The following is a 17,052-nucleotide window of genomic DNA, read 5'->3' on the forward strand; positions in this document are numbered from 1 at the left end:
CGTCGACTGCGTCGCACACTCGGCTCGATCCAGAGGACTCTCTCTTGCGCGCGATATCTCCGAATCCACGCGGCCGCGTCCGGCGACCGATCCTGCTGCTCGTCCTGCTGCTGACGATGCCCGTCTCGGCGCTGGCCGAGGTGTTCCAGATTGCCGACATCCGTGTCGAGGGGCTGCAACGCATCGCCCCCGGCACGGTGTTCAACTACCTGCCCGTCCAGGTCGGCGACACCGTCGGTGACGGCGTCACCGGCGGCATCATCCGCTCGCTCTATCGCACCGGTTTCTTCGACGACGTCCGCGTCGAGCGCGACGGCAACGTGCTGGTGCTGTGGGTGCGCGAGCGTCCGGCGATCGCCGAGATCGAGATCGTCGGCAACAAGGACATCGAGACCGAGGCGCTCGACTCCGCGCTCGCCGACATCGGCCTCAAGGAAGGGCGGGTGTTCAACCGCTCGGTGCTCGATCGCATCGAGCAGGAACTCGAGCGCCAGTACTTCGCCCGCGGCAAGTACGGCGTGTTGGTGCAGTCGACCGTCTCGCCGCTCGAGCGCAACCGGGTGGCGGTGCGTATCGAGATCACCGAGGGGCTGACCGCGCGCATCAAGCAGATCAACATCATCGGTAACGATGCCTTCAGCGAGAAGGCGCTGCGTCAGCAGTTCGAGCTGGGGCCGACGCGCTGGAGCTCGTTCTACTCGAAGAACGACCAGTACTCCAAGCAGAAGCTCGCCGGTGACCTGGAGCGGCTGCGCGCCTTCTATCTCGATCGCGGCTACATCAAGTTCGAGATCAAGTCGACCCAGGTCTCGATCAGCGCCGACAAGAAGGAGATCTATGTCACCGTCGTCATCGACGAGGGTGAGCCCTACCGCATCAGCGACATCCAGCTCGCCGGCGAGCCCTCGGTGCCGACCGAGAAGCTCTTCCCGCTGATCGAGCTCACACGCGGCGATCTGTTCTCGCGCAAGCACGTCACCGAGAGCGCCGAGCGCATCTCCAACCTGCTCGGCGACGAGGGCTATGCCTTCGCCAACGTCAACACCGTGCCCGAGATCGACGAGGAGTCGCACGAGGTGGCGGTGACCTTCTTCGTCGACCCGGGCAAGCGCGTCTATGTCCGTCGCGTCAACATGAAGGGCAACACCCGCACCCGTGACGAGGTGTTGCGGCGCGAGATGCGCCAGCTCGAGACCGCCTGGTTCTCCGCCGATCTGGTGCGCAAGTCGCGCGAGCGGCTGCAGCGTCTCGGCTACTTCGACGATGTCAGCATCGAGACCCCGCCGGTCCCGGGCTCGCCCGATCAGGTCGACGTCGACGTCACCGTCGAGGAGAAGCCCGCGGGCAACCTCGCCGCCGGTATCGGCTTCTCGCAGTCGCAGGGCATCCTGCTCAACGCCAGCGTCACCCAGAACAACTTCCTCGGCACCGGCAAGCGCGTGGCGCTGGCCTTCAACACCAGTACCGCCAACCGTCGCTATCAGCTCGCCTACACCAATCCGTACTACACGGTCGATGGCATCAGTCGCGGCTTCAACCTCTCCTACCAGGAGACCGACTACGACGAGCTGATCGGCGCCGACTACTCCACCGACGTCGGTGTCGCCGGCTTCTCCTTCGGGTTGCCGATCTCCGACACCAGCCGCGCCGGTCTCGGTCTGCGCTACCAGTACACCGACTTCTCCCCGGGCGAGTCGGAGCTGGCCGATGAGTTCGTCGCGCGCAACGGGCACACCTTCAACGACTTCGTGCTCTCGGCCAACTACTCCAGCGACTCGCGTGACACCGCGCTGTTCCCGACCCGCGGCGCGCTGCGCACCCTGCGCGCCGAGGTCGCTCTCCCGGGCAGCGATCTGGAGTACTACAAGCTCACCTACAAGGAGCAGATCTACATCCCGCTGACCTCGCGCTTCGTCTTCTCGTTGAGCGGCGACCTCGCCTACGGCGACGGTTACGGCGAGATCGATTATCTGCCCTTCTTCGAGAACTTCTACGCCGGTGGTCCGCGCTCGGTGCGTGGCTGGCAGGCCAACACACTCGGCCCGCGCGAGCTCAGTACCAACGACCCGGTCGGCGGCAATCTCAAGCTGGTCGGCAGCATCGAGCTGTTCGCCCCGCCGCCGGTCGGCGGCGAGTTCGAGAAGACGCTGCGGCTCGGCGCCTTCTTCGACTTCGGCAACGTCTGGTTGACCGATGACTCCTCGCTGGTCGACAACACCGGCTTCGACCTCGGCGATCTGCGCTACTCGGCCGGTCTGTCGGTGAGCTGGCTCTCGCCGGTCGGGGCGCTGTCGGTGAGCGTGGCCTATCCGCTCAACGAGAAGGATGGCGACGAGACCCAGGTGTTCCAGTTCGGATTCGGTCAGACCTTCTGATCCAGGGGAGGGTACCCGTGAATTTCCGTCTCATCGTCTCGATCGTCCTGCTGCTGGTCGCCACCCAGGCCCTGGCCGAGGACGCCGTCGAGGGCTACCGTATCGCGGTGGTCGACCCCAATCGGGTGGTCGAGCAGTCGCCCCAGTATGATGCCGCGGGCGATGCCCTGCAGCGTGAGCTCGAGGAGCGCGAACGCACCCTGCGCGAGCAGCAGGAGCAGGTCGCCGCGCTGCAGCGCAAGCTCGAGCGCGACGGCGCGCTGATGAGCGAGAGCGAGATCCAGCGGCTGCAGAACGACATCCGTAGCCGCACCCGCAAGCTGAAGTACGCCCGCGACGAGTTCCAGGAGGACTTCGTGCTGCGTCAGAACGAGCTTCGCACCAAGCTGGCCCGCCAGGTCCAGGAGGTGGTGGTCGAGCTGGCCAAGGAGCAGGATATCGATCTGGTGATCACCGAGGGCGTGGTCTATTTCAGTGATCGTATCGATATCTCCGATCTGGTCATCGAGCGCCTCAAGGCGGAGTTCGAAAAACGGTGACCGACGCCTTGTGCGCGCCGGCCGCCCAGAGGTGAATCCCTTGGAAATCAGTCTGAAAGAACTCGCGGCACGCCTCGGCGTGCCTGTGCGTGGTGATGGTGCCGTCCGTCTCGCGCGTGTCGCGCGGCTGACCGATGCGACCGCGGACAGCCTGAGCTTTCTCGGCGATCGCAAGTACCGTCGTCACCTCGCCGAGACCCGCGCCGGTGCGGTGATCCTCACCGAGGCCGATGCCGAGCACGCCGCGGTGCCGGTGCTGATCAGCGATAACCCCTATCTCACCTATGCCCGTGCCGCGCGCATCCTCCATCCGCGCGAACCGGTCGTCGGCGGCGTGCATCCGAGCGCGGTCGTCGACCCCGCCGCGCGGATCGATCCCAGCGCCTGGGTCGGCCCGCTCTCCGTGGTCGAGGCCGAGGCCGAGATCGGTCCCGGGGTGTTTGTCGGGCCGAGCTGCGTGATCGGGCGCGGGGTGCGCATCGGCGCCGAGTCGCGTCTGGTCGCCCGGGTCACCCTGTGCGAGGGTGCGGTGGTCGGCGCGCGGGCGCTGCTCCATCCCGGCGCGGTGATCGGACGCGAGGGCTTCGGTTTCGCCAAGGACGGCGAGCGCTGGGAGCGCATCCCCCAGGTCGGGCGGGCGGTGCTCGGCGATGACGTCGAGATCGGCGCCAACACCTCGGTCGATCGCGGTGCGATCGGCGACACCCGGATCGGCGACGGGGTCAAGCTGGATAATCACATCCAGATCGGCCACAACGTCGAAATTGGCGACAATACCGCCATCGCCGCCAACACCGGGATCTCGGGCTCGACCCGGATCGGACGCAACTGCACCATCGCCGGTGCCGTCGGCATGGCCGGCCACCTCGAGATCGGCGACAACGTCCACTTCACCGGGATGGCCATGGTCACCCGCTCCTTCCCCGAGCCCGGGCTCTACAGCAGCGGTGTCCCGGCGATGCCGAGCGCGGATTGGCGGCGTAACGTGGCGCGCTTCAGACATCTCGACGAGCTGACGCGCCGAATCAAACAGCTAGAGACACACATCGAAACAATGAAACAGACAACAGGGCAGGGGGGTTGCTAATGGCGGGATCTCAGGTTGTGGCGGATTCCGCGCAGATGCAGGAAGCGGGCAAGATGATGGACATCCACAAGGTGATGAGTCTGCTGCCGCATCGCTATCCCTTCCTGCTGGTCGATCGGGTGCTCGACTACAAGGTCGACGAGTATCTGATCGCGATGAAGAACGTCTCCATCAACGAGCCCTTCTTCACCGGCCACTTCCCGGTGCGTCCGGTGATGCCGGGCGTGCTGATCGTCGAGGCCATGGCCCAGGCCACGGGGCTCTTGGCGATGGCCTCACGTCCCGAACAGGTCGGCGAGAAATCGCTCTACTACTTCGTCGGCATCGACAAGGCCCGCTTCAAGCGCCCGGTCGAGCCTGGTGATCAGCTGATCATGGAGGTGCGACTGGGTCCGGTGCGTCGTGGCATCTGGAAGTTCGACGGCGAGGCCCGGGTCGATGACCAGGTGGTCGCCACCGCCGAGATCATGTGTACCGCCCGGGACTTCACTGCTTGATCCATCCCAGCGCCCTCGTTGACCCGGGCGCCCGCCTCGACCCCGGGGTCGAGGTCGGCCCCTTCGCGGTGATCGGCCCCGAGGTCGAGATCGGCGCCGGGACCCGGATCGGTCCGCACGCGGTGGTGCGCGGGCCGACCCGGATCGGGCGCGACAACCGCATCTTCCAATTCACCTCGATCGGCGAGGATCCGCAGGACAAGAAATACGCCGGCGAGCCGACCCGGTTGGAGATCGGCGATCGCAACCAGGTCCGCGAGTTCGTCACCATCCATCGCGGCACCGTTCAGGACCAGGGCGTCACCCGCATCGGCGACGACAACCTGCTGATGGCCTACACCCACGTTGCCCACGACTGCCGTATCGGCAACGACGTGATCATGGCCAATGCCGCCTCGCTCGGCGGTCATGTCGAGGTGCAGGACTGGGCGATCCTCGGCGGTTTCACCATCGTCCACCAGTTTACCCGCATCGGCGCCCACAGCTTCTGTGCCATGGGCTCGGTGCTCGGGCGCGACGTGCCGCCCTATGTCACCGTCGGCGGTCATCCCGCAGCGCCCCACGGCATCAACAGCGAGGGGCTGCGTCGGCGCGGTTTCGAGCCGGCGGCCATCCAGGCGATCAAGCGCGCCTATCGCAGCCTGTATCTCGCCGGACTCAGACGCGAGGAGGCGCTCGAGCGCATCGCCGCGATGACCACCGAGACCCCTGAGCTGCGCCCACTGATCGACTTCATCGCCGCCAGCGCGCGCGGCATCGTGCGCTGACCTCGGGTCGCGCCCCCTCGCGGAGTCCTCTGTCATGCTGACCATCGGCATCGTCGCCAATGAACCCTCGGGCGACCTGCTCGGCGCCGCCGTGGTGCGCGAGCTGCAACGCCAGCTCGGTGACACCCGGGTGCGCTTCGTCGGTGTCGCCGGACCACGGATGCAGGCGCTCGGCTGCGAGAGCCTGTTCGAGATGGAGCGGCTCTCGGTGATGGGCCTGACCGAGGTGCTCGGCCAGCTGCGCGAGCTGCTCGGGCTGCGTCGCGAGCTGCTGCGCTTCATGCTGCGCGAGCGCCCGGCGGTGCTGATCGGGGTCGACGCCCCGGACTTCAACCTCGGGCTCGAGCGGCGCGCGCGGCACGCCGGCATCCGCACCGTGCACCTGGTCAGCCCCACCGTCTGGGCGTGGCGACCGGGGCGGGTCAAGGGGATCCGCCGCGCCGTCGACCTGATGCTCAGCATCTTCCCCTTCGAGGAGCGCTTCCTGCGCGAGCACGGCGTGCCGGCACGCTATGTCGGTCACCCGCTGGCCGACGAGATCCCGTTCGAGGTCGATCGCGCAGCCGCCCGCGCCGAGCTCGGGCTCGACCCCGAGGCGCCGCTGGTGGCGCTGCTCCCGGGCAGTCGTCTGGGCGAGGTCGAGCGCCTCGCCGCGCCCTTCATCGAGACCGCCCGCGCGGCCCATGCCGCGCGGCCCGAGCTGCGTTTCGTGGTGCCGCTGATCAACGCCCGGGTCGGCGAGCGCTTCCGTGCCGAGCTGCAGCGCTGCGCCCCCGAACTCCCCCTGACCCTGCTCGAGGGCCAGGGGCGCGAGGCGATGAGCGCCGCCGATGTGGTGCTCACCGCCTCGGGGACCGCCACCCTCGAGGCGCTGCTGCTCGGGCGGCCGATGCTGGTCGGCTACCGTCTCCACCCGCTGACCTATCACCTGGTCAAGCAGCTCGGGCTGGTCAAGGTGCCGCACATCGCCATGGCCAACCTGCTCGCCGGGCGCGAACTCGCCCCCGAGTTCGTGCAGTCGCGCTGTCGCGCCGAGCTGCTCGCCCCGGCGCTGCTCGAGCTGCTCGACGATCACGCGCGCCGCGCCGAGATCGAGCGCGAGTACGCCCGTATCCACCGTGACCTGCGCTGCGACGCCGCCCGCGAGGCCGCGCGCGCAGTGCTCGACCTGATCGGAGAGACCCCGAGATGACCGCCCCCGTCCTCACCGCCGGCGTCGACGAGGCCGGCCGCGGCCCGCTCGCCGGCCCGGTCGCCGCCGCCGCGGTGATCCTCGACCCCAGTCGCCCGATCGCCGGACTCGACGACTCCAAGCGACTCAGCGCCAAGCGCCGAGAGGCGCTCTACGACGCCATCCGCGAGCGCGCCCTGGCCTGGTCGCTGGCCTGGGGCAGCGTCGAGGAGATCGAGACACTCAACATCCTCCACGCCTCGATGCTGGCGATGCGTCGCGCCGTCGAGGGGCTCGCCACCGCCCCCGGTCTGGTGCTGGTCGACGGCAATCGCTGCCCGGAGTTGCCCGCGGGGCTGGAGGCGCGCGCCGTGGTCGGCGGTGATGCGCTGGTGCCCGAGATCGCCGCCGCCTCGATCATCGCCAAGGTCGCGCGCGACCGGCTGATGCTCGACTACGAGCGCGACTACCCCGGCTACGGCTTCGCCGGCCACAAGGGCTATCCCACCCGCGCCCATATCGAGGCCCTCCAGCGCCTCGGCCCCTGTCCCACCCACCGCCGCGGCTTCGGCCCGGTCAAGCGACTGCTCGAGACGGAGTGATCGGGGCGGGGGGAAAGCCGTCAGCGGATTGAACCGCAAAGCCGCAAAGGACGCGAAGGGGAATAAGCCGCCAGCGATCAGCCACCAGTGGGTACGGACCCGCGCCGCCTGTGGCCTCACGCCGACATCACACATCATGTACTTTGCGCGCTTCGCGGCTTTGCGGTTCGAACCAGTTTCCAGCGATCAGCTTCCAGCCTCCAGTCGGGGAGGCTGGTGTTGCATGGTCGGCGGTTGACGGACAAGACGGTATCTTTGCGGTTCAATCCTGCTGGCTGCTGGCTGCTGGCTGCTGGCTGCTGGCTGCTGGCTGCTGGCTGCTGGCTGCTGGCTGCTGGCTGCTTCGTCTCGCCGTACTATCCCGGGTGCGGGGTCAGCCGAAAGCCGGGCTTGGTCTCGGGTTCCGGTTCGGGCGGTTCCGGTCGGGGGTGGGGTGGTCGCACCCAGGGTGGCGGGCGATGCGGCGGTGGGGTGAGGTAGATCGCTGGTGGGGCCGTCGGACGTGCCGCCTCGATCTCGGCGCGGCGCTCGGCCGCCGCCGCGCGGCGCTCCTCGGCCTCGACGCGTCGCTCCTCGAGTTTGCGCGCCCGGCGCTCCTCGGCCTCGGCGCGATCGCGCGCGCGTTCCTGCTCCAATTGCGCGCGGATGCGTGCGGCGCGTGCCTCGGAGGCCGCGGCCTCGGTGCGGTCGACCGGCTCGGTCTCGATCCGGCGCGCGTGCTCGCCACGCTCGCAAGGCGATTGCTGATAGCGCACCCCGGTTTCGTCCTCGCAACGATAGACCTCCGCCCGTACCGGCGCGCAACAGCATGCTGCGATCACCAGCAGTCGCAGGTGACGGGATCGGGACATGATGCCTCCAGCGCTCCGATGACGGTCTGTCGAGCATAAGGAATTTTTCAGCCTCCAGCTTCCAGCCCCCAGCCTCCAGCCTCCAGCCTCCAGCCTCCAGTGGATTGAACCGCAAAGCCGCGAAGAACGCGAAGCGGTTCAAGGTGCCGGCGATCAGCTACCAGCTACCAGCTACCAGCTACCAGCTACCAGCTACCAGCTACCAGCTACCAGCTACCAGCTACCAGGGGATTGAACCGCGAAGACACCAAGGACGCAAAGGGGAATAAGCCGCCAGCCTCCAGTCGCCAGCGGATTGAACCGCAAAGCCGCGAAGCACGCGAAGCGGTTCAGGTTGACGGCGACCAGCCGCCAGCGGCTGTCTGTCCTCAAACACTGGCGCCCAAGCCGTGCTGTTGTCGAGGGCGCTCGCCCGTGGCGACTGGAGGCTGACTGCTGGAGGCTTTTTTCTCCTGCGCGCCCTTTGCGGCTTTGCGGTTCAACCTTTCCGGCCGGTGGCCACGTTCAGTCAGGCTCCGAGACCTCGCGTAGCCGCATGACGTAGAGCGCGGCGAACAGCGCGCCGAGGGCGAGGGCGAGGATCACGCTGGCCGCGCCGTAGTAGTCGCCGAGCACGCCGATCAGGCCGCCGGCGAGCATCACCACGCCGATCACGGTGTTGCTGACCGCAACCATGGCCGCACGGGTCTCGCTGGTGGCCATGTCGACCAGATAGACCTTGCGGCCGAGCCGCACCCCGGCGTGGGCGATGCCGAGCACCAGGAAGAGTCCGGCGAAGGCCAGCGGGTCGGCGAGCAGCGGGCTGGCGCTGGTCGCCAGCGCCCAGGTCAGCAGCCCGGTCGCGCCGGCCAGGGCGGCGGCGAGGGCCATCGCCAGACGCGCCGAGCGGTCGCCGAGCCGTCCCCACAGCGGTGCGCTGAGGCTGCCGGCGATACCGTTGGCGATGATCAGCAGCCCGAGGCCGGAGAGGTCGCCGCCGCTCTGCGCCTGTGCCAGCAGGACGTAGAAGGGCGGGGCGAGGGCGACGCTCAGCAGTGCCGAGCGGGCGATCACGAAGCGGCGGAAGTCGGCGTCGCTGCGCAGCAGACCGATGCTCTCGAGCGCGGTCGCGATGGCGTTGCCGCCGCCCTCGGTGGCGCCGGGCTGTTCACGGATCGACCGGAACACCAGGGCGCCGAGCAGGAAGCAGAGCGCGCCGCCGAGCAGCAGGGCGACGAAGATCAGGATATTGGCGTGGGCGTCGGCGACGAACTGCAGATAGAGACCGAGCGCCAGGGTGGCGAGCCCGGCGATCCCCGCAGAGAGCCCCATCAGGTTGCCGCGCCTGGACTTGGAGACGGTCTTGCCGAGGACGTCCTTGGCCGAGACCGAGCACAGCCCGCGCGCCAGGCTGAAGACCACCAGCAGCGCGATGATGGTCCAGCCGGCGAGCGCGCCCTCCAGGGTCAGCGCGGCGACGGCCATCAGCGCCAGGGCCAGCGCCGAGAGCACCGAGCCGAGGATCCACACCCCCTTGCGCAGCGGCAGGCGGCGGATGTAGGCGGCCACCGCCAGCTGTGGCAACAGCACGCCGGCCTCGCGGATCGGTACCAGCAGGCCGACCAGCAGCCCGGGGGCGCCGAGATAGCCGAACAGCCAGGGCAGGATCAGCTTGGCGCTGGAGAGCTCGTCGGCGACCTTGCTCATCAGGTTGGCGCCGAGATAGACGAAGAAGTTGCGCGGCTGATCGTTGCACGAGGCGCTGGGGATGTCCTTGCAGACACGGGCGTCCTCGTCGCCGGTGACTAGGTCGTAGAGCCCCTCGATCGGGTGGGTCTTGCTCATCACCGCATCCCGTCAGGCCGTCGGCTGGGCCTGGATGCGCTGCCCGGTGATGCCGCGCCCGGCGGGGCCGAGCAGGCGCAGATAGGGCTCGACCACGCTCTCCGGGGCGGGGTGCTGCATCGGGTCCTCGCCGGGATAGAGGGTCGCGCGCATGGCGCAGCGCACCACCCCGGGGTCGATGCTGTTGACGCGGATCTGGCCGGCCTCGCTGGTCTCCTCGGCGAGCACCTGCATCAGCCCCTCGAGGCCGAACTTGGCGGCGGCGAAGGCGCCCCAGTAGGCCTTGCCGGTCTGGCCGACGCGATCGCTGGTGAACACCACCGAGGGGTCGGCGGCGGCGCGCAGCAGCGGCAGGCAGGCCTGGGTGAGCATGAAGGGGGCGGTGAGGTTGACCTTGAGCACCCGCTCCCAGTCCTCGGCGTCGTAGTCGTCGATGCGGCTGAGGTAGGGGGTGAAGGCGGCGCAGTGGGCGAGCCCGTCGAGCCGGCCGAAGGTGTCGCCGAGGATGTTGGCCACGGCGATGTAGTCATCCGCGGTGGCCGCCTCGGGGTCGATCGGCAGGATCGCCGGCTGCGGGTGCCCGGCCGCCTCGATGGCGTCGTAGACGGGATCGAGTTCGTGCTCGTCGATCGCCGAGAGCACCACGGTGGCGCCGGCCTCGGCGGCGGCCATGGCGACGGCGCGACCGATGCCCTCGAGCGCGCCGGTGACCAGGATGACGCGGTCCTGGAGTGGTTGGTTCTGTTGTTCCATGGGTCGTGTCTCTCGCTGACTGTTTGGGTCCGCCCCGAGCGCTTGCGGCGCCCGGGTCGATGGATGCGAATGATGCGGCAAGACGCCGCCCGTGGCATTGCGTCTTGCCGGTATGGCTCAGCGCCGTTGCTCGCGCCAGGCGTGCCAGAGCTTGCGCAGCGGGGGCAGGGCGATGCGCTGGTCGACCACGGCATAGTCGCTGGCGGCGAGTTCTGCGGTGAGCACCCGGGCGAGACGGGCGCGGATGCGTACGCTGCGGGCGCGACAGGTGCCGCGTTGGGTCTCGGCGCGCAGCTGTTCGGCACGCGCGGCGGTGGTCGCGAGCAGCGTCGGCAGTCGTTCGGGCAGCCGCTCCGGGTCGTTCGGCAGCAGATCGGCGCTGATGAAGTCGAGCTGGCCGCGGCGCCACCACCAGCCGCCGTCGCGGATCCCGGCGATCAGCCGGCAATAGGCGCCGAGCGCTCGTGCCTCGCGCAGCGACTCGGGCGAGCGCTCGCCCTCGCAGCGGGCGAGCAGCTCGAACAGTGCGCCGAGGTCGGTCTCGGCGTGCGCGGCCAGGGCCGCGAAGTGCGGCGGGCAGGGCGCGGCGAGGCGCGCGTCCTGGTGCGCGATCACCTCGATGAAGGGCTCGAGCGGCAGCGCCTGCTCGGCGATCAGCGCCGCCAGCGGCGCGCCGAGCGGGTGGGTCGGCGCGCCGCTGGCGCAGCGCTCGATCTCCTCGCGCCACCAGTCGAGCTTGGCCGCCCCGATCCGCGCCTCGGAGACCGCGCCGGGGATGGCGCGCAGCCGCGCGTGCCACAGCACCAGCAGCGCCAGGGCATCGCGATGCGTCGCCGGGGCGAAGCGCAGGGCGTAGTAGCGGGCACTGCCGAGCGGGGTGGCGTCGTTGGGGAAGCGCCACGCGGTCTCTGCGATGGTCACGCTCATGTCGGGGTTTCGGGCAGCCAGTCGAGCAGCGCGAGCGGGTGATCGATGGCGCCGTGCGCGCCCCAGCCGTCGGGGTCGTCGTGTGCCCCGAGATAGCCGAACAGGGCGACCAGGGTGCCCATGCCGGCGGCGCGCCCGGCCTGGATGTCGCGCTCGGCGTCACCGAGGTACCAGCAGCGCTCGGGGTCGACCCCGAGCAGCTCGCAGGCGTGGAACAGGGGGCGCGGGTGCGGCTTGGGCGTGGGCGTGGTGTCGCCGCAGACCACGCAGGCGGCGCGCTCGGCATAGCCGATGCATTCGAGCAGCGGCCGGGTGAGATAGCCCGGCTTGTTGGTGACGATCCCCCAGGGGATGGCGCGCGCCTCCAGGGCGCTGACCAGCTCGGCCATCCCCGGGAAGGGTGCGGTGTCGCGCACCAGCGCCTCGGCATAGCGATCGAGGAAGGCGCGGCGCATCGGCTCGTAGTCGCTGTCCCCGGGGCGCAGCCCGAAGCCGACCTCGAGCATGCCGCGCCCGCCGTGCGAGACGAAGGGGCGGATCTCGGCGAGCGGCAGCGGCGCCCGGTCGTGGGCCGCGCGCAGTCGGTTGAGCGCGGCGGCCATGTCCGGGGCAGTGTCGGCGAAGGTGCCGTCGAGGTCGAACAGTACCGCTGCGTCGCGCACCGGCTCAGGCATCGGCGTCGTCGCGCACGCAGCTCACCAGATAGTTGACGCTGAGGTCGCTGGCGTCGAGCTGGTAGGTCTTGGTCAGCGGGTTGTAGGTCATGCCGCTGAGGTCGGTGGTGCGCAGCGCGGTGCGGCGCACCCAGGCGTCGAGTTCGGAGGGGCGGATGAAGCGCGAATAATCGTGGGTGCCGCGCGGCAGCATGCCCATCACGTACTCGGCGCCGACGATCGCCAGCAGATAGGCCTTGGGGGTGCGGTTGAGGGTGGAGAAGAACACCTTGCCGCCGGGGCGTACCAGCCGCGCGCAGGCATCGATCACCGAGGCCGGCTCGGGGACGTGTTCGAGCATCTCCATGCAGGTGACCACATCGAAGCTCGCCGGGCGCTCGGCGGCCAGGGTCTCGACCGGCACCTGGCGGTAGTCGACCTCGACCCCGGTCTCGAGGGTGTGGAGGTCGGCCACGCGCAGCGGCATTGCGCCCATGTCGATGCCGGTGACCTTGGCGCCGCGCAGCGCCATGCTCTCGGAGAGGATGCCGCCGCCGCAGCCGACGTCGAGCACCTCCTTGCCCGCCAGCCCGTCGGCGCCGCGCTCGATGTAGTCGAGACGCAGCGGGTTGATGTCGTGCAGGGGCTTGAACTCGCTGTCGGGATCCCACCAGCGCGAGGCGAGCTCCTCGAACTTGCTGATCTCGGCTTGGTCGACGTTATGAATGGTATCGGTCATGGTCTTTATCTGGTCCCGGGGTTGGGTGAGACGCACGCGCGTCTCCGGCGTTCGATCGATCTCCATTCTAAACGACACGACCGCGATCTGGCCGATCGCGGTGGTGACGCCGGGTGGCGTCGGGTGTCTTTTTGTTTCCAAAGGCGCGACGCGCGGCCCGATCATCCGTTAAACTAACCCGTTTTGCATTGCCCGGAATAATCATCATGTTCGATACCAAGTTGCAGATCAGTGATTACGACCCAGCGCTCTGGGCTGCTATCCAGGACGAGGAGCGTCGCCAGGAAGAGCACGTCGAGCTCATCGCCTCGGAAAACTACACCAGCCCGCTGGTGATGCAGGCGCAGGGTGGTGTGCTGACCAACAAGTATGCCGAAGGCTATCCGGGCAAGCGCTACTACGGCGGCTGCGAGCATGTCGACGTGGTCGAGCAACTGGCCATCGATCGCGCCAAGGCGCTGTTCGGCGCCGATTACGCCAACGTCCAGCCGCACTCGGGCTCGCAGGCCAATGCCGCGGTCTTCCAGGCGCTGTGCCAGCCCGGTGATACCGTGCTGGGGATGAGCCTCGCCCACGGCGGTCACCTCACCCACGGCGCCAAGCCGAACTTCTCGGGCAAGATCTACAACGCGGTGCAGTACGGTCTCGATCCGGCCACCGGCGAGATCGACTACGCCGAGGTCGAGCGTCTGGCCCAGGAGCACAAGCCGCGGATGATCATCGCCGGCTTCTCGGCCTATTCGCGCGTGGTCGACTGGCAGCGTTTCCGCGACATCGCCGATGCCGTCGGCGCCTATCTGATGGTCGACATGGCCCATGTGGCCGGTCTGATCGCCGCCGGCGTCTACCCGAGCCCGGTCGGCATCGCCGACGTCACCACCACCACCACCCACAAGACCCTGCGTGGTCCGCGTGGCGGCCTGATCCTCGCCAAGTCCAACCCCGAGATCGAGAAGAAGCTCAACTCGGTGGTCTTCCCGGGCACCCAGGGCGGTCCGCTGATGCACGTGATCGCGGGCAAGGCGGTGGCCTTCAAGGAGGCGCTCGAGCCGGCCTTCAAGACCTATCAGCAGCAGGTCGTCGACAACGCCCGCGCCATGGCCGAGGTGTTCATCGCGCGTGGCTTCGACGTCGTCTCCGGCGGCACCGACGACCACCTCTTCCTGGTCAGCTTCATCGCCCAGGGGCTCACCGGCAAGGACGTCGACGCCTGGCTCGGCGCGGCCAACATCACCGTCAACAAGAACGCCGTGCCCAACGACCCGCAGTCGCCCTTCGTCACCAGCGGGATCCGCGTCGGTACCCCGGCGATCACCACCCGTGGCTTCGGCGTCGCCGAGGCCCGTGATCTCGCCGGCTGGATGTGCGACCTGATCGACGCTCGTGGCGATCAGGCCGCAATCGAGGCGGCCAAGGGCAAGGTGGTGGAGCTGTGTCGCCGCTTCCCGGTCTACGGTTGCTGATGGCGGTGCGCGGGGCGTCGCAGGGCGTCCCGGCGCGCGCCGATCGAGACGCCGGCCCCGCGCCGGCGTCGGAGGGCTAGAGCGTGCGCTGTCCATTCTGTGGTGCCCATGACACCAAGGTCGTCGACTCACGACTGTTCGACGAGGGTGATCAGGTGCGCCGGCGGCGCAAGTGTGTGGTGTGCGAGGAGCGCTTCACCACCTACGAGCGCGCCGAACTCAACCTGCCCCGGATCGTCAAGCGCGACGGTACCCGGGTCCCGTTCGATCCCGATAAGCTGCGCTCGGGGATGATGCGGGCGCTGGAGAAGCGCCCGGTCGGTACCGCCGAGATCGAGGCCGCGCTCTCGCGCATCCGTCGCACCCTGATGTCCTGTGGCGAGAGCGAGGTCGACTCGATGCGTCTCGGTGATCTGGTGATGGACGAGCTGCGTGGGCTCGATCAGGTCGCCTACGTGCGTTTCGCCTCGGTCTATCGCAAGTTCGAGGACGTGGCCGCCTTCCGCGCCGAGATCGAACGGCTCGAGCGCGAGCCGGTCGGCGCGACGGTGGCAGCGGATGACGATGATGGCGACACCGACTGAGGTCACGCCTACGGATCAGGCCTGGATGGCGCACGCGCTGCGTCTGGCCGAGCAGGGACGCTACAGCACCGCGCCCAACCCGCGCGTCGGCTGCGTCATCGTGCGCGACGGGGTGCTGGTCGGCGAGGGCTGGCACCGACGCGCCGGCGGTCCGCACGCCGAGCGCCACGCCCTGGCCGCAGCCGCCGAGCGTGCCCGCGGCGCCACCGTCTATGTCACCCTCGAGCCCTGCAGCCATCACGGTCGCACCCCGCCGTGCGCCGATGCGCTGGTCGAGGCGGGCGTCGGTCGGGTGGTCTGCGCCATGGTCGATCCCAACCCCCGGGTCGCGGGGCGCGGCATCGCCCGGCTCGAGGCCGCCGGCATCGCCACCCTGGTCGGGGTGCAGGCCGCCGCCGCCGAGGCGCTCAACCCGGGGTTCGTGCAGCGGATGCGCGCGGGTCGTCCACTGGTGCGCTGCAAGCTCGCCGCGAGCCTCGATGGCCGGACCGCGATGGCCGACGGCGAGAGCCGCTGGATCACCTCCGAGCAGGCGCGCGCCGACGTGCAGCGGCTGCGTGCGGGCAGCGGCGCGATCATCACCGGGGTCGAGACCCTGCTCGCCGACGATCCCAGCCTCAACGTCCGGCTCGCCCCCGAGGCGCTGCCCGGGCTGATGCCCGGCGATCCGGTGCTGCAGCCGCTGCGGGTGGTGCTCGACAGCCGCTGGCGCACGCCGCCGACGGCGCGGATGCTGGGGCTGCCCGGCACCACCCTGGTGGTCGGCGCGACGCCCGACCCCGAGCGCGAGCGCGCGCTCGTTGCCGCCGGCGCCGAGACGCTGGTCTGCGGCGGTGCCGACGGGCGCGTCGATCTCGCCGCGCTGCTCGCCGAGCTGGGACGACGCGAGGTCAACGAGGCGCTGATCGAGAGCGGTCCGACCCTGGCCGGGGCGGCGCTCGCCGCCGGGCTGGTCGATGAGCTGGTGGTCTATCTCGCCCCGCACCTGATGGGTGACTGCGCCCGCGGGCTGGCGCGCCTGCCCGGTGTCGAGCAGATGGCCGATCGGCTCGCGCTGGCCTTCGTCGATGTCCGTCGCATCGGCCCCGATCTGCGCCTGTTGCTGCGCCCGTCGGCGCGCTAGCGTCGGCGTCGGTGGCGCCTCGTCCCCCGAGTCAACCTCGACGCCGTCGCGCGTCATCGCTGAGGAGTCCGTCATGTTCACCGGAATCATCCAGGCCGTCGGGCGTATCGCGCGCCAGGAGCCGCGCGGCGGCGATGTCAGGCTGCATATCGATACCGCCGATCTCGATCTCTCCACGACCGCGCTCGGCGACAGCATCGCGGTCAACGGTGTCTGTCTGACCGCAGTCGAGCTGGGGGCCGCGCGTTTTGCCGCCGATGTCTCGCGCGAGACCCTGTCGCTGACCACCCTGGGCGCGCTGGGGCAGGGCGGCGCGGTCAATCTGGAGCGCGCGCTCACCCTCTCGACCCCGCTCGGCGGTCATCTGGTCAGCGGTCATGTCGACGGCCTGGGCGAGGTGCTGGAGGTCGGCGCCGACGGCCGCTCGACCCGGCTGCGCATCCGCGCCCCGGACGCGCTGGCGCGCTATATCGCGCCCAAGGGCTCGATCTGCATCGACGGCACCAGCCTCACCGTCAATCGTGTCGAGGGCGCGGTGTTCGAACTCAACATCGTCCCCCACACCCTGGAGGAGACCATCATCGGTGGCTATCGCGCCGGCAGCCGGGTCAACCTCGAGGTCGACCTGATCGCCCGCTATCTCGAACGCCTGGTGCTCGGCGAACAGGCCGCCGCACCCGCGGGCGAGGGCGAGCGCATCACCCGCGACTTCCTCAGTCGTCACGGGTTCGGCTGAGACCGCCTTCGCCAGCTTTCAGCCGCCAGCCGCCAGCCGCCAGCCGCCAGCGGATTGAACCGCAAAGCCGCAAAGGGCGCGAAGGGGAGAAGAGCTGCCAGCGATCAGCCTCCAGCCGCCAGTGGCCGCCTGTCTTCGAGTGTTGGTCGAAAACGTACGCCAACCGGTCGCTGACAGTGAATGGTGAGTGGCGCTATCGTCGAGGCCGTCCCTCCACTGGCGGCTGGCCGCTGATGGCTGGCCGCTTGAATCCCTTCGCGCCCTTGGCGGCTTGTATCTTGCCACCCCGTGGTGGTTAGCTCCCACCGCGCGAGATTGAGGCAGCTCGATTGCGACTGAAGGCCTGGACCTTGCCGCAAAG

General features: G+C 69.2%; 17 protein-coding genes. 11 read left to right on the plus strand and 6 right to left on the minus strand.

Annotated features, from left to right (window positions below):
* The first annotated feature begins 44 nt into the window (after positions 1–44).
* Genes bamA through rnhB form a run of 7 tightly spaced genes read left to right on the plus strand, consistent with a single transcriptional unit; the run spans position 45 to position 7,038 of the window.
* Positions 45–2,375, plus strand: a complete 2,331-nt coding sequence (gene bamA, locus EDC29_RS15135; protein ID WP_123140409.1) for an outer membrane protein assembly factor BamA — start codon at positions 45–47, stop codon at positions 2,373–2,375.
* Positions 2,376–2,392: 17 nt separating this feature from the next.
* The gene (locus EDC29_RS15140; protein ID WP_123140408.1) at positions 2,393–2,914 is read left to right on the plus strand and encodes an OmpH/Skp family outer membrane protein; all 522 of its coding nucleotides are present in this window, start codon (positions 2,393–2,395) and stop codon (positions 2,912–2,914) included.
* A 40-nt stretch (positions 2,915–2,954) separates the two neighbouring features.
* Positions 2,955–4,001 (plus strand): UDP-3-O-(3-hydroxymyristoyl)glucosamine N-acyltransferase, encoded by a 1,047-nt coding sequence (gene lpxD / locus EDC29_RS15145; RefSeq protein WP_132230544.1) that lies wholly within the window; start codon positions 2,955–2,957, stop codon positions 3,999–4,001.
* Positions 4,002–4,054: 53 nt separating this feature from the next.
* Complete coding sequence (gene fabZ, locus EDC29_RS15150; RefSeq protein ID WP_123140431.1) at positions 4,055–4,498, plus strand: 3-hydroxyacyl-ACP dehydratase FabZ; 444 nt, start codon at positions 4,055–4,057, stop codon at positions 4,496–4,498.
* Positions 4,495–5,265 carry an acyl-ACP--UDP-N-acetylglucosamine O-acyltransferase gene (gene lpxA, locus EDC29_RS15155; RefSeq protein WP_123140406.1) on the plus strand — a complete coding sequence of 257 codons (771 nt, stop codon included), beginning with the start codon at positions 4,495–4,497 and terminating at the stop codon, positions 5,263–5,265. Before fabZ ends, lpxA begins: the two co-directional genes overlap by 4 nt.
* Positions 5,266–5,299: 34 nt before the next feature.
* The gene (gene lpxB, locus EDC29_RS15160) at positions 5,300–6,457 is read left to right on the plus strand and encodes a lipid-A-disaccharide synthase (protein ID WP_123140405.1); all 1,158 of its coding nucleotides are present in this window, start codon (positions 5,300–5,302) and stop codon (positions 6,455–6,457) included.
* On the plus strand, positions 6,454–7,038 hold the full coding sequence (gene rnhB, locus EDC29_RS15165; protein ID WP_123140404.1) for a ribonuclease HII: 585 nt from the start codon (positions 6,454–6,456) through the stop codon (positions 7,036–7,038). Before lpxB ends, rnhB begins: the two co-directional genes overlap by 4 nt.
* 356 nt (positions 7,039–7,394) lie before the next feature.
* Here the strand turns inward: rnhB and EDC29_RS15170 are convergent, their stop codons facing one another.
* The 6 genes from EDC29_RS15170 to ubiG form a co-directional block, all read right to left on the minus strand.
* Complete coding sequence (locus EDC29_RS15170) at positions 7,395–7,889, minus strand: DUF4124 domain-containing protein (RefSeq protein ID WP_132230545.1); 495 nt, start codon at positions 7,887–7,889, stop codon at positions 7,395–7,397.
* A gap of 504 nt (positions 7,890–8,393) precedes the next feature.
* The gene (locus tag EDC29_RS15175) at positions 8,394–9,713 is read right to left on the minus strand and encodes an MFS transporter (protein WP_123140402.1); all 1,320 of its coding nucleotides are present in this window, start codon (positions 9,711–9,713) and stop codon (positions 8,394–8,396) included.
* Positions 9,714–9,725: 12 nt separating this feature from the next.
* The gene (locus EDC29_RS15180; protein ID WP_123140401.1) at positions 9,726–10,466 is read right to left on the minus strand and encodes an SDR family NAD(P)-dependent oxidoreductase; all 741 of its coding nucleotides are present in this window, start codon (positions 10,464–10,466) and stop codon (positions 9,726–9,728) included.
* A 117-nt stretch (positions 10,467–10,583) separates the two neighbouring features.
* The gene (locus tag EDC29_RS15185; protein WP_132230546.1) at positions 10,584–11,393 is read right to left on the minus strand and encodes a squalene/phytoene synthase family protein; all 810 of its coding nucleotides are present in this window, start codon (positions 11,391–11,393) and stop codon (positions 10,584–10,586) included.
* Complete coding sequence (locus EDC29_RS15190) at positions 11,390–12,067, minus strand: HAD family hydrolase (protein WP_123143464.1); 678 nt, start codon at positions 12,065–12,067, stop codon at positions 11,390–11,392. Before EDC29_RS15190 ends, EDC29_RS15185 begins: the two co-directional genes overlap by 4 nt.
* On the minus strand, positions 12,060–12,785 hold the full coding sequence (ubiG, locus tag EDC29_RS15195; protein ID WP_123140398.1) for a bifunctional 2-polyprenyl-6-hydroxyphenol methylase/3-demethylubiquinol 3-O-methyltransferase UbiG: 726 nt from the start codon (positions 12,783–12,785) through the stop codon (positions 12,060–12,062). Before ubiG ends, EDC29_RS15190 begins: the two co-directional genes overlap by 8 nt.
* Before the next feature lie 206 nt (positions 12,786–12,991).
* On the opposite strand from ubiG, the gene glyA reads away from it, so the two are divergent.
* The 4 genes from glyA (at position 12,992) to EDC29_RS15215 (ending at position 16,691) form a co-directional block, all read left to right on the plus strand.
* The gene (gene glyA, locus EDC29_RS15200) at positions 12,992–14,248 is read left to right on the plus strand and encodes a serine hydroxymethyltransferase (protein WP_123140397.1); all 1,257 of its coding nucleotides are present in this window, start codon (positions 12,992–12,994) and stop codon (positions 14,246–14,248) included.
* An 83-nt stretch (positions 14,249–14,331) separates the two neighbouring features.
* Positions 14,332–14,832, plus strand: a complete 501-nt coding sequence (nrdR, locus tag EDC29_RS15205) for a transcriptional regulator NrdR (RefSeq protein WP_123140396.1) — start codon at positions 14,332–14,334, stop codon at positions 14,830–14,832.
* 25 nt (positions 14,833–14,857) lie between these two features.
* Positions 14,858–15,955, plus strand: coding sequence for a bifunctional diaminohydroxyphosphoribosylaminopyrimidine deaminase/5-amino-6-(5-phosphoribosylamino)uracil reductase RibD (gene ribD, locus EDC29_RS15210; protein ID WP_123140395.1), 1,098 nt, complete (start codon positions 14,858–14,860; stop codon positions 15,953–15,955).
* Between the two features lie 73 nt (positions 15,956–16,028).
* Positions 16,029–16,691 (plus strand): riboflavin synthase, encoded by a 663-nt coding sequence (locus EDC29_RS15215; protein ID WP_132230547.1) that lies wholly within the window; start codon positions 16,029–16,031, stop codon positions 16,689–16,691.
* Positions 16,692–17,052 lie beyond the last annotated feature (361 nt).

It is taken from the genome of Marichromatium gracile (assembly GCF_004343155.1).
Classification (GTDB): Bacteria; Pseudomonadota; Gammaproteobacteria; order Chromatiales; family Chromatiaceae; genus Marichromatium; species Marichromatium gracile.

Coding starts and splice junctions, on each gene's coding strand:
- fabZ (WP_123140431.1), top strand. CDS start 4,055: ATGATGGACATCCACAAGGTGATGAGTCTGCTGCCGCATCGCTATCCC.
- lpxB (WP_123140405.1), top strand. CDS start 5,300: ATGCTGACCATCGGCATCGTCGCCAATGAACCCTCGGGCGACCTGCTC.
- rnhB (WP_123140404.1), top strand. CDS start 6,454: ATGACCGCCCCCGTCCTCACCGCCGGCGTCGACGAGGCCGGCCGCGGC.
- EDC29_RS15170 (WP_132230545.1), bottom strand. CDS start 7,889: ATGTCCCGATCCCGTCACCTGCGACTGCTGGTGATCGCAGCATGCTGT.
- EDC29_RS15175 (WP_123140402.1), bottom strand. CDS start 9,713: ATGAGCAAGACCCACCCGATCGAGGGGCTCTACGACCTAGTCACCGGC.
- EDC29_RS15180 (WP_123140401.1), bottom strand. CDS start 10,466: ATGGAACAACAGAACCAACCACTCCAGGACCGCGTCATCCTGGTCACC.
- EDC29_RS15185 (WP_132230546.1), bottom strand. CDS start 11,393: ATGAGCGTGACCATCGCAGAGACCGCGTGGCGCTTCCCCAACGACGCC.
- EDC29_RS15190 (WP_123143464.1), bottom strand. CDS start 12,067: ATGCCTGAGCCGGTGCGCGACGCAGCGGTACTGTTCGACCTCGACGGC.
- ubiG (WP_123140398.1), bottom strand. CDS start 12,785: ATGACCGATACCATTCATAACGTCGACCAAGCCGAGATCAGCAAGTTC.
- glyA (WP_123140397.1), top strand. CDS start 12,992: ATGTTCGATACCAAGTTGCAGATCAGTGATTACGACCCAGCGCTCTGG.
- ribD (WP_123140395.1), top strand. CDS start 14,858: ATGGCGCACGCGCTGCGTCTGGCCGAGCAGGGACGCTACAGCACCGCG.
- EDC29_RS15215 (WP_132230547.1), top strand. CDS start 16,029: ATGTTCACCGGAATCATCCAGGCCGTCGGGCGTATCGCGCGCCAGGAG.